Origin of the sequence: Burkholderia sp. IO2 (assembly GCF_029522185.1) — a bacterium.
GTDB classification, from domain to species: Bacteria; Pseudomonadota; Gammaproteobacteria; order Burkholderiales; family Burkholderiaceae; genus Burkholderia; species Burkholderia cenocepacia.
Map to the genome: position 1 here is coordinate 15,214 of NZ_JAKWFH010000031.1, position 13,996 is coordinate 29,209.

The 13,996-nt window shown below is 67.1% G+C and carries 13 protein-coding genes; 6 read left to right on the top strand and 7 right to left on the bottom strand.

Features of this window, described 5'->3' with window-relative positions:
* Nucleotides 1–6 precede the first annotated feature (6 nt).
* Together MMB92_RS20340 and MMB92_RS20345 are read left to right on the top strand one after the other, a co-directional pair.
* On the top strand, nucleotides 7–1,398 hold the full coding sequence (locus tag MMB92_RS20340) for a sigma-54 dependent transcriptional regulator (RefSeq protein ID WP_006483492.1): 1,392 nt from the start codon (nucleotides 7–9) through the stop codon (nucleotides 1,396–1,398).
* Nucleotides 1,399–1,452: 54 nt separating this feature from the next.
* On the top strand, nucleotides 1,453–2,160 hold the full coding sequence (locus MMB92_RS20345) for a DUF2968 domain-containing protein (protein ID WP_060268012.1): 708 nt from the start codon (nucleotides 1,453–1,455) through the stop codon (nucleotides 2,158–2,160).
* Nucleotides 2,161–2,240: 80 nt separating this feature from the next.
* Here MMB92_RS20345 and hfq read toward each other — a convergent pair whose 3' ends face one another.
* A complete protein-coding gene (gene hfq, locus MMB92_RS20350; RefSeq protein WP_006495323.1) occupies nucleotides 2,241–2,810 on the bottom strand; it encodes an RNA chaperone Hfq in 570 nt (189 codons plus the stop codon).
* Nucleotides 2,811–3,105: 295 nt separating this feature from the next.
* On the opposite strand from hfq, the gene MMB92_RS20355 reads away from it, so the two are divergent.
* Entirely contained in the window at nucleotides 3,106–3,390 is a 285-nt protein-coding gene (locus MMB92_RS20355) for a hypothetical protein (RefSeq protein WP_012492571.1), read from the top strand.
* A gap of 27 nt (nucleotides 3,391–3,417) precedes the next feature.
* Here the strand turns inward: MMB92_RS20355 and MMB92_RS20360 are convergent, their stop codons facing one another.
* The 4 genes from MMB92_RS20360 to MMB92_RS20375 all read right to left on the bottom strand — a co-directional run bounded on the left by MMB92_RS20360 (nucleotide 3,418) and on the right by MMB92_RS20375 (nucleotide 8,534).
* Nucleotides 3,418–4,335 (bottom strand): DUF1571 domain-containing protein, encoded by a 918-nt coding sequence (locus MMB92_RS20360; RefSeq protein WP_006495322.1) that lies wholly within the window; start codon nucleotides 4,333–4,335, stop codon nucleotides 3,418–3,420.
* A 29-nt stretch (nucleotides 4,336–4,364) separates the two neighbouring features.
* Complete coding sequence (locus tag MMB92_RS20365) at nucleotides 4,365–6,119, bottom strand: AMP-binding protein (RefSeq protein WP_048986594.1); 1,755 nt, start codon at nucleotides 6,117–6,119, stop codon at nucleotides 4,365–4,367.
* Between the two features lie 157 nt (nucleotides 6,120–6,276).
* Entirely contained in the window at nucleotides 6,277–7,098 is an 822-nt protein-coding gene (locus tag MMB92_RS20370) for a TetR/AcrR family transcriptional regulator (protein ID WP_277562899.1), read from the bottom strand.
* A gap of 215 nt (nucleotides 7,099–7,313) precedes the next feature.
* The gene (locus tag MMB92_RS20375; RefSeq protein WP_006495319.1) at nucleotides 7,314–8,534 is read right to left on the bottom strand and encodes an MFS transporter; all 1,221 of its coding nucleotides are present in this window, start codon (nucleotides 8,532–8,534) and stop codon (nucleotides 7,314–7,316) included.
* A 282-nt stretch (nucleotides 8,535–8,816) separates the two neighbouring features.
* Here MMB92_RS20375 and MMB92_RS20380 point away from each other — a divergent pair, with 282 nt between their 5' ends.
* The 3 genes from MMB92_RS20380 (at nucleotide 8,817) to MMB92_RS20390 (ending at nucleotide 11,866) form a co-directional block, all read left to right on the top strand.
* Complete coding sequence (locus MMB92_RS20380) at nucleotides 8,817–9,359, top strand: GNAT family N-acetyltransferase (protein ID WP_006495318.1); 543 nt, start codon at nucleotides 8,817–8,819, stop codon at nucleotides 9,357–9,359.
* A 125-nt stretch (nucleotides 9,360–9,484) separates the two neighbouring features.
* Nucleotides 9,485–10,111 carry a ParB-like protein gene (locus MMB92_RS20385; protein ID WP_006485279.1) on the top strand — a complete coding sequence of 209 codons (627 nt, stop codon included), beginning with the start codon at nucleotides 9,485–9,487 and terminating at the stop codon, nucleotides 10,109–10,111.
* 24 nt (nucleotides 10,112–10,135) lie between these two features.
* Nucleotides 10,136–11,866, top strand: a complete 1,731-nt coding sequence (locus tag MMB92_RS20390; protein ID WP_059723718.1) for a SulP family inorganic anion transporter — start codon at nucleotides 10,136–10,138, stop codon at nucleotides 11,864–11,866.
* A gap of 33 nt (nucleotides 11,867–11,899) precedes the next feature.
* Here the strand turns inward: MMB92_RS20390 and MMB92_RS20395 are convergent, their stop codons facing one another.
* Both MMB92_RS20395 and MMB92_RS20400 read right to left on the bottom strand, forming a co-directional pair.
* The gene (locus MMB92_RS20395; protein ID WP_034200642.1) at nucleotides 11,900–12,835 is read right to left on the bottom strand and encodes a carbohydrate kinase; all 936 of its coding nucleotides are present in this window, start codon (nucleotides 12,833–12,835) and stop codon (nucleotides 11,900–11,902) included.
* 134 nt (nucleotides 12,836–12,969) lie between these two features.
* The gene (locus MMB92_RS20400) at nucleotides 12,970–13,914 is read right to left on the bottom strand and encodes an ABC transporter substrate-binding protein (protein ID WP_006485275.1); all 945 of its coding nucleotides are present in this window, start codon (nucleotides 13,912–13,914) and stop codon (nucleotides 12,970–12,972) included.
* Between the last annotated feature and the right edge of the window lie 82 nt (nucleotides 13,915–13,996).

A 13,996-nucleotide genomic window follows, 5' to 3' on the forward strand; every position in this document is an offset into this window, starting at 1 on the left:
GATCAGATGAGAAATACGCCCGCAATCGAAGAGCTCGACCTGTACGTCTGGGAAGGCAAGGCGGACATCGTCGACCGCGTCGCCCGGTGCATGGCGAGCTTCGACGTCGAAGTGATCCGCGCCGACAACGCGGCGGTCTCGCCCGAGCGCGCCGCGTTGCGGCGCTCGCTGGCGATCATCAGCGTGACGATGATCGAAGGCGGCGCGGCATTCCTGCGCGACTGGCAGGCCAACATCGGCATGCCGGTGGTCTGGGTCGGCGCGGCGCGCGACCACGACGCGTCGCAGTATCCGCCCGAGTATTCGCATATCCTGCCGCTCGACTTCACGTGCGCCGAACTGCGCGGCATGATCGGCAAGCTCGTCACGCAACTGCGTGCGCACGCAGCCGAGACGTTGCAGCCGTCGGAACTCGTCGCGCACTCCGAATCGATGCAGGCGCTGCTGCACGAAGTCGATACGTTCGCCGACTGCGACACCAACGTGCTGCTGCACGGCGAAACCGGCGTCGGCAAGGAGCGCATCGCGCAACTGCTGCACGAAAAGCATTCACGCTACCGGCACGGCGAATTCGTGCCGGTGAACTGCGGCGCGATTCCGGACGGCCTGTTCGAATCGCTGTTCTTCGGCCATGCGAAAGGGTCGTTCACGGGCGCGGTTGTTGCGCATAAAGGCTATTTCGAGCAGGCGGCCGGCGGCACGCTGTTCCTCGACGAAGTCGGCGATCTGCCGCTGTACCAGCAAGTCAAGCTGCTACGCGTGCTCGAGGACGGCGCGGTGCTGCGCGTCGGCGCGACGGCGCCGGTCAAGGTCGATTTCCGTCTGGTCGCGGCAAGCAACAAGAAGCTGCCGCAGCTCGTGAAGGAGGGACTGTTCCGCGCCGATCTCTACTACCGGCTCGCGGTGATCGAGCTGAGCATTCCGTCGCTGGAAGAGCGCGGTGCGGTCGACAAGATCGCGCTGTTCAAGTCGTTCGTCGCCCAGGTGGTGGGCGAGGAGCGGCTCGCCGAGTTGTCCGACCTGCCGTACTGGCTCACGGATTCGGTCGCGGACAGCTATTTCCCCGGCAACGTGCGCGAGCTGCGCAACCTCGCCGAGCGCGTCGGCGTGACGGTGCGACAGACGGGCGGCTGGGATGCCGCGCGACTGCAGCGACTGATCGCGCACGCGCGCAGCGCGGCCCAGCCGGTGCCGGCTGAGAGTGCGGCCGAGGTGTTCGTCGATCGCAGCAAGTGGGACATGAACGAGCGCAACCGCGTGATCGCGGCGCTCGACGCAAACGGTTGGCGGCGTCAGGACACGGCCCAGCAGCTCGGCATCAGCCGCAAGGTGTTGTGGGAAAAAATGCGCAAATATCAGATCTTCGACGAAGAGCCCGAGACCCGCGAAAGCGAGTAATTAATGAGATAAAATCGCAGTGAATTACAACGACTCGGGCGGGAATAAAACTTCATGAGCCATATGACGGGGTTGGGGCGGGTGAGCGTAATGCTCGCCCTGGTGGGAGGCATGCAAGGCGTGTTCGCGCAGGGGCTGGCAGGCAGCGATCCGTCGGCGGTGCAGCAGGCATCGGCGCCGGTGGCCGCGATTCCGGTGATCGATTCGCAGGCGCAGACGTCGGTGCAGCCGCAGGCCGGCGAGACGACGGGACCGAGCACGGTCGACGATTTGCAGCGCCAGATCCAGGCGCACTCGCTGACGGAAATGCGCACGAGCTACAACGGCAGCTACGGCGCCAGCCTGCTGTTCAACGTCAAGGACGGTGCGTATTTCGTCGCGTTGTTCCAGCAAAAGGCGTTCTGGCGCGTGATCAAGACTTACGACGAAACGCGCGCGGAAGCGATCTATCGCGATTTCTCGCATCAGGCGGAGCGGCTGGCCGTCAACGAACTGCGGGCGGCGAAGCTGGAATCGCAGAAGGCGCAAATGGACAAGCAGATCGAAGTCACGCAGGACCGCGCGCGGCGTCTGCAGGCGGACATCTCGATCGCCCGCCAGCAGCAGGCGGCGGTGGCGGATCGCCAGAAGAGCGTGCGGAGCGAAACGGCGGCGTTGCAGGCGCAACAGGCGCAGCTCCAGTCGCAATTGCGGGCGTTGCAGCAGCAGGTGCGTTCGCTGCAGCGCGAGGCCGACGCGGGTTTGCCGACGACGGCACGCTGAATTCGGTAACGGCGGTGCGGCGACATGCCGCGCCGGCCGTACAAGTGAAAAGGGCAAGCCGGTTGGCTTGCCCTTTTGTTTTACTGGCCGTCCGGCACGATTCGCCGGCGGCGCGTCACGATGACCGGCCCGTTGCCGCCGCGGGAATCCGACGGCGCGGCGTTGCCGGATGCGTCGCCGGTGTCGCGCGGCGCGCCGTAGCTTTCGCGCGGTTCACGCGGTGCGCCGTAGCCTTCGCGCGGCTCACGCGAGCCGTAGCCCTCGCGCGGTTCGCGCGAACCGTAGCCTTCACGCGGCTCGCGGGAGCCGTAGCCGCCGTCGCCGCGCGATTCGCGCGGACCGCCGTGCGAGCCGTACGGGCTGTGGCCGCCGCCTTCACGGCCGCCGGGGCGACCGCCGGTGCGCGGGCCGCGGGGGCCGCCGCCGCCCGGGCGCGAACCGCCCGTGTCGAGCTGGATCGTGGAAATCGCACGCTTGTAGATGCCTTGCAGACCCACGGGGGTGCGCAGCATCACCAGATACTGGTCGAACGACTCGATACACCCCGTCAGACGAATGCCGTTGACGAGATAGATTTCAACACGCTTACGTTCCTTGCGCGCCGAATTGATGAAGTCGTTTTGCGGATGGGATTCTGCGGGATTGGCCATTGAGGTGCGGCAGGAGCCTGCGTCAGAGAATATGTTGTGCGTGTGTGTGGCGTGTTCGTCCACAAGCCGTTTGGCGGAATTCTACCCTGTTCGATAGGGGAGCGCGCAGTCGTGATTGTGTCGAACCGTAACCCACTATAGACGTTCCGGCGCATTTTCGCGATCCGGCCGAATGGCCAAAGCCGTTTCGTTACGTCGCGTTACGACTCTCGCAGCCCCGTATCACCTCGGCGCGGGCGGCGCGCTTACATTGGTTGCGTGAGCCGGGCGGGCCGGCTTATCAGGGATCCGGAGCATGAACAAGAGGCAAGTGGCAGGGGTAATCGGGGGCATGGCGTTGCTCGTTTCCGGTAGTGCAATGGCGGGGCATGTCGACCTGTCGGTCGGCATCGGCGTACCGGTCGCACCGGTCTATGTCGAACCGGCGCCGGTCTATGTGGCGCCGCAGCCCGCCGTCGTCGCCTATCCGGGCTACGGATACGGCTATTACGGCGATGACGACGACGATCGCTACCGCAAGTGGCGCAAGCACTACTACAAGCACTGGCATCGGCACCACGGCGACGACGATGACGATTGAGCCCGTGATCGGCCCCGTCAGCGCGTGTCAGAACGCGTAGTCGGGGTTTTTCGGGTCGAATGCGGTGTCGTCGAGGGTCGCGGGCGCGATTTTCTCGATGACGATCCGCTCGAAGATCTTGCCGTCGTTGTCATAGGACTCGACGGTCCGGAAATAGGGGGCGTGCAGGTCGAGCCCCAGCACTTCCTTTTTCGCATAGAACTGCGGCCGGCCGGTCGGCGTTTCGTAGGTGAGCGCGACGACGCGCACGCCGTCGATCGTTTTGGCCTGCACGTCGGTCGGCCGCTGCACGCCGGCTTCCAGGTATTTCTTCCCTTCGGTCAGGTACAGGTTCGTGATGAACTCGGTGCCGAGATCCTTCACCTGGTGATTCGACTGGGCACGCGCCAGCGCGCCGTCGATCGCCGTCCACAGCGGAATCTTGCCGAGCAGGCCGCCGAGATGGCCATACATCTCGTCCTTGCGCTGGGTCGTGTCGTAGATGGTCTCCTGTCCGGCATGCGCGCCGCCCGGCAGCCATTTCGCATACACCCGCAGCGGCTCGCGGGTCGTCTTCACGAGCATGCGGTCGGGCGTGTCGGACCATTTTCCGCTGATGCGCTCCTGGCGCACCATCGTGAACTGGTAGGCCGGATAGCCGTTCGGGCCGTTGCGGATATAGAGCGGTACGGCGAGCGGATCGAGCGCCTTGAAGAGCGCGGTGAGCGTCGCGTCGTCGAGTTGCGCGAGCGTGCCGCGCTGGGCCGCCGTGCGCAGCCAGCGCGCCTGTTGCGCGAGCGGCTCGTGCGTGACCTTCGCGAGATCCGCGGGCAGCGCGACGGCCGGTGCCGCGCTCGCGGCGCTCGCCGTTTCCTGTGCATGCAGGCCCGCCTGTGCGAGCGACAGCACGCACGCGAGCGCCGCCGCGGCGGCATGCCGCGCGCGGCGTTTCATTCCTTCGTTCATCGACAGCGTCTCCCGGAGCGATGGATCGTTCAGCCTTGCTTCGCGGCGTTGAGTTTGGCGAGTTCCTCGTCGCGCAGCGCGCGGCGCAGGATCTTGCCGACGTTCGTCTGCGGCAGCGCGTCGCGGAACTCGACGAATTTCGGCATCTTGTAGCCGGTCAGGTTCTTGCGGCAGTGCGCGAGCACGTCCTCGGCCGTCAGCGACGGGTCGCGGCGCACGACGAACACCTTGATCCGTTCGCCCTGCACCTCGTCGGGAATGCCGATCGCCGCGGCTTCGCTGATGCCCGGATGCATCACCAGCACTTCCTCGATCTCGTTCGGATACACGTTGAAGCCCGACACGAGGATCATGTCCTTCTTGCGATCGATGAGGCGGATGAAACCGCGCTCGTCCATCACGCCGATGTCGCCGGTGCCGAGCCAGCCGTCGGCGTCGATCACCTTGGCGGTCTCGTCGGGGCGCTGCCAGTAGCCGCGCATCACCTGCGGGCCGCGCACGCACAGCTCGCCCGGCTCGCCGACGGCGGCCCAGGTGCCGTCCTCGCGGCGAAAGCGCACGAGGGTCGATGGCGCGGGCAGGCCGATCGAACCGCTGAACGCGGCCATGTCGTTCAGATCCACGGGGTTCATCGTGACGATCGGCGAGCACTCGGTGAGGCCGTAGCCTTCGACTACCGGCCGGCCCGTCACCTGCTGGAAGCGCTCGGCGACCGCGCGCTGCATCGCCATCCCGCCCGCCATCGCGAGCTTGAGCTTCGAGAAGTCGCGCTTGCGGAATTCCTCGTTGTCGAGGAATGCGTTGTACAGCGTGTTGATGCCGGTGATGCCCGTGAACGTCTCGTGGCGGATGATCTTCATCACCATCTTCATGTCGCGCGGGTTCGCGATCAGGATGTTGCGCCCGCCGAGCCCCATGAAGATGAACGCGTTCACCGTCAGCGAATAGATGTGATAGAGCGGCAGCGGCGTGAGCACGGTTTCGACGTCGCCCGACACCTGGTCGGCGATCCACGCCTTCGCCTGCAGCAGGTTCGCGATCAGGTTGCCGTGCGTGAGCATCGCGCCTTTCGCGACGCCGGTCGTGCCGCCGGTGTATTGCAGGAACGCGAGATCGTCGCGCGTGGTCTGCACCGGTTGCGGCGTGCCGCGCGCGCCGAGCGCGAGGGCGGAGCGCAGCCGGATCGCCTGCGGCAGGTGGTAGTCCGGCACGAGCTTCTTCACGTGCTTCAGCACGAAATTGATCAGGCGTCCTTTCGCGTTGAGACCGTCGGCGAGCAGGTCGCCGAGCGCGGTGACGACGATGTGCTTCACCTGCGTTTCCGGCAGCGCGTCCTGCAGCGTGCGCGCGAAGTTCTCGAACACGACGATCGTCTGCGCGCCGCTGTCCTTCAACTGGTGCGCGAGTTCGCGCGCGGTGTAGAGCGGATTCACGTTGACGACGATCGCGCCGGCCTTCAGCGTGCCGAACAGCGCGACCGGATACTGGAACGTGTTCGGCAGCATGATCGCGACGCGGTCGCCGGGCTTCACGCCGAGGCTTTGCAGATACGACGCGAATGCGTCGACCTTCTGCGCGAGCGTGCGATAGGTCATCGACGCGCCGGCGCTGACATACGCGACGCGGTCGGCGAAGCGGGTCGTGCATTCGTCGAAGAACTGCACGAGCGACGCGTATTGCGTGACGTCGATCTCGTGCGGGACGCCGGGCGGGTACGACGCGTACCAGATGGCGTCGGTGTTCGGCGGAAGCTGGGCCGAGGTGGTTGCTGCGGATGATGACATGACGTGTCTCCGGTCTTGGCGCTCGGCGCGGGTCGGCGCGTCAGCGCCAGCCCATGCCCCGTGCTTCGCGGCCGGCCGGCGCGGGCGTCTCGACGCCGCGCCTGACCGTGCGTATCAATCAAATCGTGAACAGGAAGCCGCGCGTGGCCTCGCGCGTTCAGTTCGTGGAATGCAGCGTTGCCGCCTCGGCGGCCGTCGCGCCCGACTGCGGCAGCCCGAACGCTTCGCTGGCGTCGGCATCGTCGAGCACCGCCGCGAAGATCGACAGTTGCGCGCTGTCTGGCATCGGCGCTTTCAGCGCGGCGACGATCAGCGACGACAGCCGCGCGATCATCTGCACGTCGTTCATCGTGCGGCCTTGCGAGAATTCGTCGATCAGGCTTTCGGTTTCGGCACCCGCGAGCGCGCCGGACAGCGCGCCGATCGCGAAGTGCAGCCGCCAGCCGAGTTCGGTGCGCGGCAGGTGCGGCAGCGCGCGCTGGAACGCATCGAAGAAGCGGCCCGCGACGCTCGCGTAGTGCGCGGTCAGGAAGTTGCGGACGAACGGCGAAGGGTCGGTATACGCGCGGCCGATCAGCCGGAGGAACCCGGGCCCGCCGCGTTCGGGATCGCGCGAGGCCTTCAGCGCCGGAATGAACATCGCGCCGAGCACGTGCTCGCAGGTGATGTGGGTGCCGAGCTGCGCGTCGAAGCGGTCGAGGATGCCGAGGCGCTCCTGGTTCAGCTGATCGAGCCGGCGCGACAGCATCGCGTGGATCAGCGCTTCCTTGCTGCCGAAGTGGTAGTTGACCGCGGCGAGGTTGACCGCCGCGCGCGAGGTGATCTGGCGCATCGACATCGCCTCGAAGCCGTGTTCGATGAACAGATCCTCGGCCGCATCGAGAATGCGCGCCTTCGTCCCGCCGGTCTGCCGCGTGCCGGATGACCGCGCCCCGGACGGCCGTCCCGCCGATGGCCGCCCCTCCTGACTTACTGCCATGTTCCGCCTCCCATGCCGGTTTCCCGGCCGCGAACAGGTGATTTGATTATCTGATTCAAACAGTCGTTTTCATTAAGATAAAAAAACGCGGGCGGCGCGGGCAAGCGCGGCGTCTGGACCAATTCCTCTAGTTCGATGTGCAGGTGCGGAAAGCGCGGCACCCGCTCACGGCGGGGCGGGGCGCGCGCGATGATGCGGTGCCGCAACGCGCGGGTTCACCCGACGGTGCTACGCGTATTGACCGATTGCGTCATGTCGATGCCGCGCCGTTCGCGGCTGAACAGGATCAGCACGGCGATCGCGACGGCCACGATGCCGGCCACGAGCGCGAGCGCGAAGCCGTAGTTGTTGCCGTTCGACACGGCGAGTGATGCCTGCATCGTCGCGTTGCCCGACGCGAGCAGGTTACCGAGCTGGTAGACGACGCCGGGGAAGGTGGCCCGGATCTCGTCGGGCGAGATCTCGTTCAGGTGAACCGGTATTACGCCCCACGCGCCCTGTACCGAGATCTGCATCAGGAACGCGCCGGCGGCGAGCGCGACCGGGCCGCTCGAGAACGCCCACAGCGGCAGCACCGGCAGCGCGATCAGCGCGGCGATGAAGATCGCGCGGCGCCGGCCGAGCCGCTCGGAGATCGTGCCGAACGACAGGCCGCCGACGATCGCGCCGATGTTCAGCACGATCGTGATCCAGGACACGGTATGCGGATCGAAGTGATGCTGTTCGCGCAGGAAGGTCGGATAGAGATCCTGCGTACCGTGCGAGAAGAAGTTGAACGCGGTCATCAGCACGATCGCGTAGATCGTGAGTTTCCAGTTCTGTTTCAACGTGGCGCCAAGGCTCGGGCGCGGGCGCTTCTCCATCTGTTTCCATGCCGGCGATTCGGGCACGTGCGCGCGCACGTACAGCACGAGCAGCGCGGGCAGCACGCCGACCATGAACATCCCGCGCCAGCCGATGTATTGGTAGAACAGGCCGAACACGACCGACGCGAGCAGATAACCGCTCGGATAGCCGGCCTGCAGCAGCCCGGACACGAAGCCGCGCGCATGCGTCGGCACGGTTTCCATCGTCAGCGCGGAGCCGACGCCCCATTCGCCGCCCATCGCGATGCCGAACAGCGCGCGCAGCACGAGCAGCGCGGTCAGGCTCGGCGCGAAACCCGACGCGAGTTCGAGCAGCGAATAGCACGCGATGTTGACCATCAGCGTCGGGCGGCGGCCGAAGCGGTCGGCGAGCCGGCCGAAGATCAGCGCGCCGAGCGGGCGCATCGCGAGCGTCAGCGTGAGCGCGAACGCGACGGCGGGAATCGTCGACGCGAACTCCGCGGCGATGTCCTTCAGCACGAAAACCATCAGGAAAAAATCGAACGCATCGAGCGTCCAGCCCAGGTAGGCGGCGATCGTGACGTTGCGTTGCTCGCGGGTCCAGCTCATGTCCGGGGTCTCCTCGTTGGCTTGCGCGCTCACGATGTGCATGCGGATGCCGGCCCGGCTCGCGCGCGGCGCGGGAGGCATTGATCGAGTGTAGGCTTCCGCGTCGCGCGATGTGGGGCGCGATAGCGCCGAATCGGGAATAATCCCTACGAAATGCACTGTTTCGGAAACGGAAACGGAGCCGCGCGAGGCACGCGTCAGGACTCTGTATCATTCCGGAAGGCTGTTTGTATCAATTCTGTAATGCGCTCGATGCGCATCGCCCCCGTATCAGGAGTCCAGATGAACGACCGTTCCGCCGACCCGTTGCCCGTGCTCGAAACCGCGCGGCTGTGGCTGCGTCCGCGCGTGCTGGCCGATCTCGATGCGTGCATCGAGATGGATCGCGATCCCGAGGTCACGCGCCACATCGCGGGCCCGTGGCACGACCCCGTCGAGCATCGTCGCTTCGTCACGCACCGGATCACGTGCGACTATCCGCCGGGCCTCGGCTACTGGTCGATCTTCGAGAAGGCCGCACCCGAGGTGTTCATCGGCTGGATCCTGCTGATTCCCGATTACAAGGACGGATCGCGCGACGTCGAGATCGGCTGGCGGCTGGTGCGTGCGACGTGGGGGCGCGGCATCGCGAGTGAAGCCGCGGCGGCCGTCGTGCGGCACGCGTTCGACACCGTGCGCCTGCCGCGCGTGATCGCCGATATCGCGGAGGCCAACAGCGGCTCGCTGAATGTGGCGCGCAAGCTCGGCATGCGGCGCGTGAGCGTCGTGCACGACGGCATTCCTTACATTCGTCACCGCCTCGAACGCAACGATTTGCGGGCGTAGCGTGGCGTCGTGCGTGCGGCAAGTGTCAGAGAGGGTCAACCGGACGCGCATCGCGGTGATGACGGATTAACGGCGCGCGCGATCCGGAGTATCGTTGCCGGAATTTCGCAACATGGGGTACGACCATGGCACTCGGCACCGACGTTCATCTCATTCCCGTCAGGCTCGACGCGCTGCGTCCGACCCAGATGACGGTGGGCTACCGCGAAGTCAAGGCGAAGCGCAAGCACTGGAAGGCGCTGAACAAGCGCGCCCGCAAGGCCGCGATCGAATCGCACTGGTTCCCGGCCGTCCTCGGCCCGGACGGGCTGCACTACATCACCGATCACCATCATCTCGGCCTCGCGCTGATCGAGGAGGGCGAGTCGCGCGTGAACGCGATGCTGCTGAAGGATCTGTCGTGGCTCGACGACACGATCTTCTGGCGGATGATGGAACACAACCAGTGGGTGCATCCGTTCGGCCCGGACGGCTCGCGGCGCGACTATGCGCATTTGCCGAAGGCGCTGACGGGGCTCGAGGACGATCCGTACCGCAGCCTCGCCGGCGAGCTGCGCACGGCGGGCGGGTACGCGAAGGACGCGACGCCGTTCAGCGAATTCCTGTGGGCCGACTATCTGCGCCAGCACGTGTCGCTCGACCAGATCCGCAAGAATTTCGCGAAGGCGCTCGATGTCGCGCTGCATCGTGCGCACGACCAGGATGCGCGCTATCTGCCCGGCTGGTCGGGCGTGATCGCCGTCAAACCCTGACCGGCCCACGGCGCCGACCGCCTCATGACGACCGCCCCGATCCGCCCCGACGCCGGCCCCCAACATCCGGACCATTTCGCGGCGCTCGACACGCCGCCGGCACCGCGTACGCAACGGATCGGCCTCGATGCGCTGGCCGGCCTGTCGATTGCCGGCCTGCTGATTCCCGAGGCGGTCGCGTATGCGGGGCTCGCGAACCTGCCGCCGCAGGCCGGCCTGATCGCGCTGCTGTCGGGGCTCGTCGTCTATGCGCTGACGGGCAGCAGCCGCTTCGCGATCGTGTCGTCGACGTCGTCGTCGGCCGCGGTGCTCGCCGCGACCGTGCTCGCCGAATCGGGGATGGCGCTCGCCGCGCAGCTCGCGCTGGCGGCGGCGCTCGTCGCGATGACGGGCGTGCTGTTCATCCTGGCCGGCGTCGCGCGGCTCGGCGGCATGTCGGATTTCGTCGCGCGGCCCGTGCTGCGCGGCTTCACGTTCGGCCTCGCGCTGACGATCGTCATCAAGCAGCTACCGAAGATTCTCGCGATTGCCGTGCAGCACGGCGATGCGCCCCACGTCGCGCTCGATTTGATCACCGGCGCGCCGCACGCGAATCTCGCGAGCGTCGTGCTCGGCGCGACCGCGCTCGCGCTGCTGTTCGTGCTCGGCCGCGGCGCGCGCGTGCCCGCGACGCTCGTCGTGATCGTGCTGTCGATCGCGGCGGGTTACGCGATCGACTGGCAGCGGTACGGAATCGCGATCGTCGGCCATATCGACTTCCGGCACCTCGAATTCGGGTTGCCGCATCTCGGCCGCAACGCATGGATGCAGACGGTCGAGCTCGCGTTCGCGCTGATGCTGATCCTGTATGCGGAGTCGTACGGATCGATCCGCAACTTCGCGCTGAAGCACGGCGATACCGTGTCGCCGAACCGCGACCTCGTTGCGCTCGGCTGCGCGAATCTCGTGTCGGGCCTGCTGCACGGGATGCCGGTCGGCGCCGGCTATTCGGCAACGTCGGCGAACGAGGCGGCCGGCGCGCAGTCGCGCTTCGCGGGAATGTGGGCGGCCGGCGTGGTCGCGCTGATCGTCTGGCTGCTGCTGCCGCAGCTCGCGCGCACGCCCGAGCCCGTGCTCGCGGCCATCGTGATCTTCGCGGTCAGCCATTCGCTGCATCCGTCCGTGTTCCGGCCGTACTGGGCCTGGCATCGCGACCGGCTCGTCGTGATCGCGGCACTGCTCGCGGTGCTCGTGCTCGGCGTGCTGCACGGGCTGCTCGCGGCCATTGGCGTGAGCCTGCTGCTGACGCTGCGCAAGCTGTCCGAGCCGAACGTCAGCGTGCTCGGCCGGCTGCGCGACAGCCACGATTTCGTCGACGTCGCGAGCCATGCCGATGCGAAGCCGGTGCCGGGCGTGCTGATCGTGCGGCCCGAGGCGCAACTGTTCTTCGCGAATGCGGACCGGATGCTCAATCGCGTGCGGGCGCTGATGAAGGCTGCACCGGACACGCATACCGTGATGTTGAGCCTCGAGGAAACGCCGGATGTCGACGGCACGACGATCGAATCGTTGCGCACGTTCGCGGCCGAATGCGCGGCCCGCGGGCTGCGGCTCGCGCTCGTCCGGCTCAAGACGCACGCGCTGCATGCACTGCGCCGCGCGGCGGACGATACGCTGCACGACGATGCGATGTCGGAACTGAGCGTCGACGAGAGCCTGCAACTGCTGCAGGCCGGCCGTCCGCCGGACGGCAGCGACGGCACGGCCGCCGCGTGAGGGCTGCATGACGGCGCGGCGCGTCGGCGCCGTCTAGTGCGACAGCGCGGCGCCGGCGCTGCGACCGATCATGTCGGCCACTTCCGCGGCCGTCGGCGCATACGCGCCCGCATGCGCACAGGCGACGGCCGCGCACGCGGCCGCGTAACGCAGATGCTCGGCGGCTGACGCATCGGGTCGAGCAAGCTGGCTCGCGAGCCAGCCGCCGATGCTCGCATCGCCGCAGCCGACCGTGTCGGCGACCGCGGTCGGGAACGCGGGCTGGAACAGCTCGGTATCGCGATGCAGCAGTTGCATGCCGGTTGCGCCGCGCGTGACGAGCATCGTCGCGGCGGGCGCCCACGCGCGCAGTTGCGCGAGCGCGGCCGCTTCGTCGAGTTCGGGAAACAGCCCGCGCAGATCCTCGTCGGAGACCTTGATCCAGTCGGCCAGCGCGGTCAGGCGGCGCAGCGTGTCGCGATACGACGGCGCGGCCATCGGTGCGCGGAAGTTCGGGTCGAACGAGATCCGCTTGCCGGCCGCCCGCGCGGCTTGCGCGAGTTCGATCAGGCGCGCTGCGAGCGGCTCGCGCACGACGCCGAGCGAGCCGACGTGCACGATCTCGGCCGCGTCGAACGCGCCGGCCGGCAAGTCGGCCGGATCGAACGCGAGATCGGCGCTGTTTTCGCCGATGAAGAAATAGTGCGGCGGCTGCTTCGATACGACCATCGCGAGGAGCGGCGCGCGGTCGACCTGCCGGATGAAGCGCATGTCGAGCCCCGCATCGGCGCTCTTGCGCATCAGCTCGTCGCCGAAAGTGTCGCGGCTGACCGTGCCGGCGAAGGCCGTCGGCACGCCGAGTCGCGCCCCGACGCGCGCGACGTTCCAGCACGAGCCGCCGGCGACGCTGTGCCAGTGCTGTGCGTCGTCGCGGATGAAATCGGTCAGCGCTTCGCCGAAAACGATCAGGCGGGGAAACGTCGTCGTCATGTGGAAACCTTGTGCCGCGGCGTCGCGCGCGGCCGTACAGCGGTTGATCTGAACAGGCGGCAGTACCGGCCGTCGCGCGCGGCGACGCGGCCCGGCGCCGCCCGGCTCGCAGACGGGCGGCGCGCTCGGCGCGATCAGCGCGGGGAGCTCCAGCCCTTGTAGGTCTTCACGTTGTCGCGCGTGACGAGCGTCGGCTCGATCAGGATCATCGGATTGGCCGGCTTCTGGCCGTTCATGATCCCGTAGCCGACGTTGACCGCCTGCTGCGCCATCGCCCACGGATCCTGGCTCGACGACGCCTGCACGAGCGTGTTCGACTTGAGCGCGACCTCGATGTCGGGCGCGCCGTCGACCGACGTGATCACGATGTTCGGGCGGTTCAGCTGTTTCGCCGCGAGATCGCTGCCGATCGCCTGCGGGTCGTTGATCGTGAACACGCCGTCGAGCTTCGGAAAGCGCGTCAGGTAGCCCTGCATCGCGTTCATCCCGCCTTCGCGCGAGCCCTTGCCGTCCTGGTCGCTCGACAGCAGCTTGATGCCGGCGTTTTTCGCAAGCACGGCCTTGCAGCCGTTCACGCGATCGATCACGGCCGACACCTGCGGGCCGTTCTCGATGATCACGTTGCCCTTGCCGTTCAGCTTCTTCGCGAGGTAGTCGCACGCGAGCTCGCCGGCCTTCACGTTGTTGGTCTGCACGGTCGCGTTCGCGCCGGCCGCCGCGACGTCCACCGCGACGACCGTGATGCCGGCCGCCTGCGCCTTCTTCACCGCCGGCTCGATCGCCTTCGGGTCGGTCGCGTTGAGCAGGATCATGTCGACGTGCGCGGAGATGAAGTTGTCGATCTGCGTGAACTGCTTGTTCAGGTCGTAGTCGGCCGAGACGGCCGTGACCTTCGCATTCGGGTTGAGCTGCTTCGCGCGCGCTTCGGCGCCTTTCACGATCGTGACGAAGTACGGGTTGCCGAGCGACCCGACCGTGACGCCGATCGATTTCAGCGGCTTGTCGGCTGCGTGGGCGGCGGCGGCGCCGAACGCGAGTGCGCAGGCGACGGCGGTCAGGGCGGCGGTGTGCTTGAACATGTCGTTGTGTCTCCGTGAGGTCTGTTGGCGAACGCGCGCAGGAGGACCTGCCTGCGCGCCGATGGTTGAATGGTCAGGAATG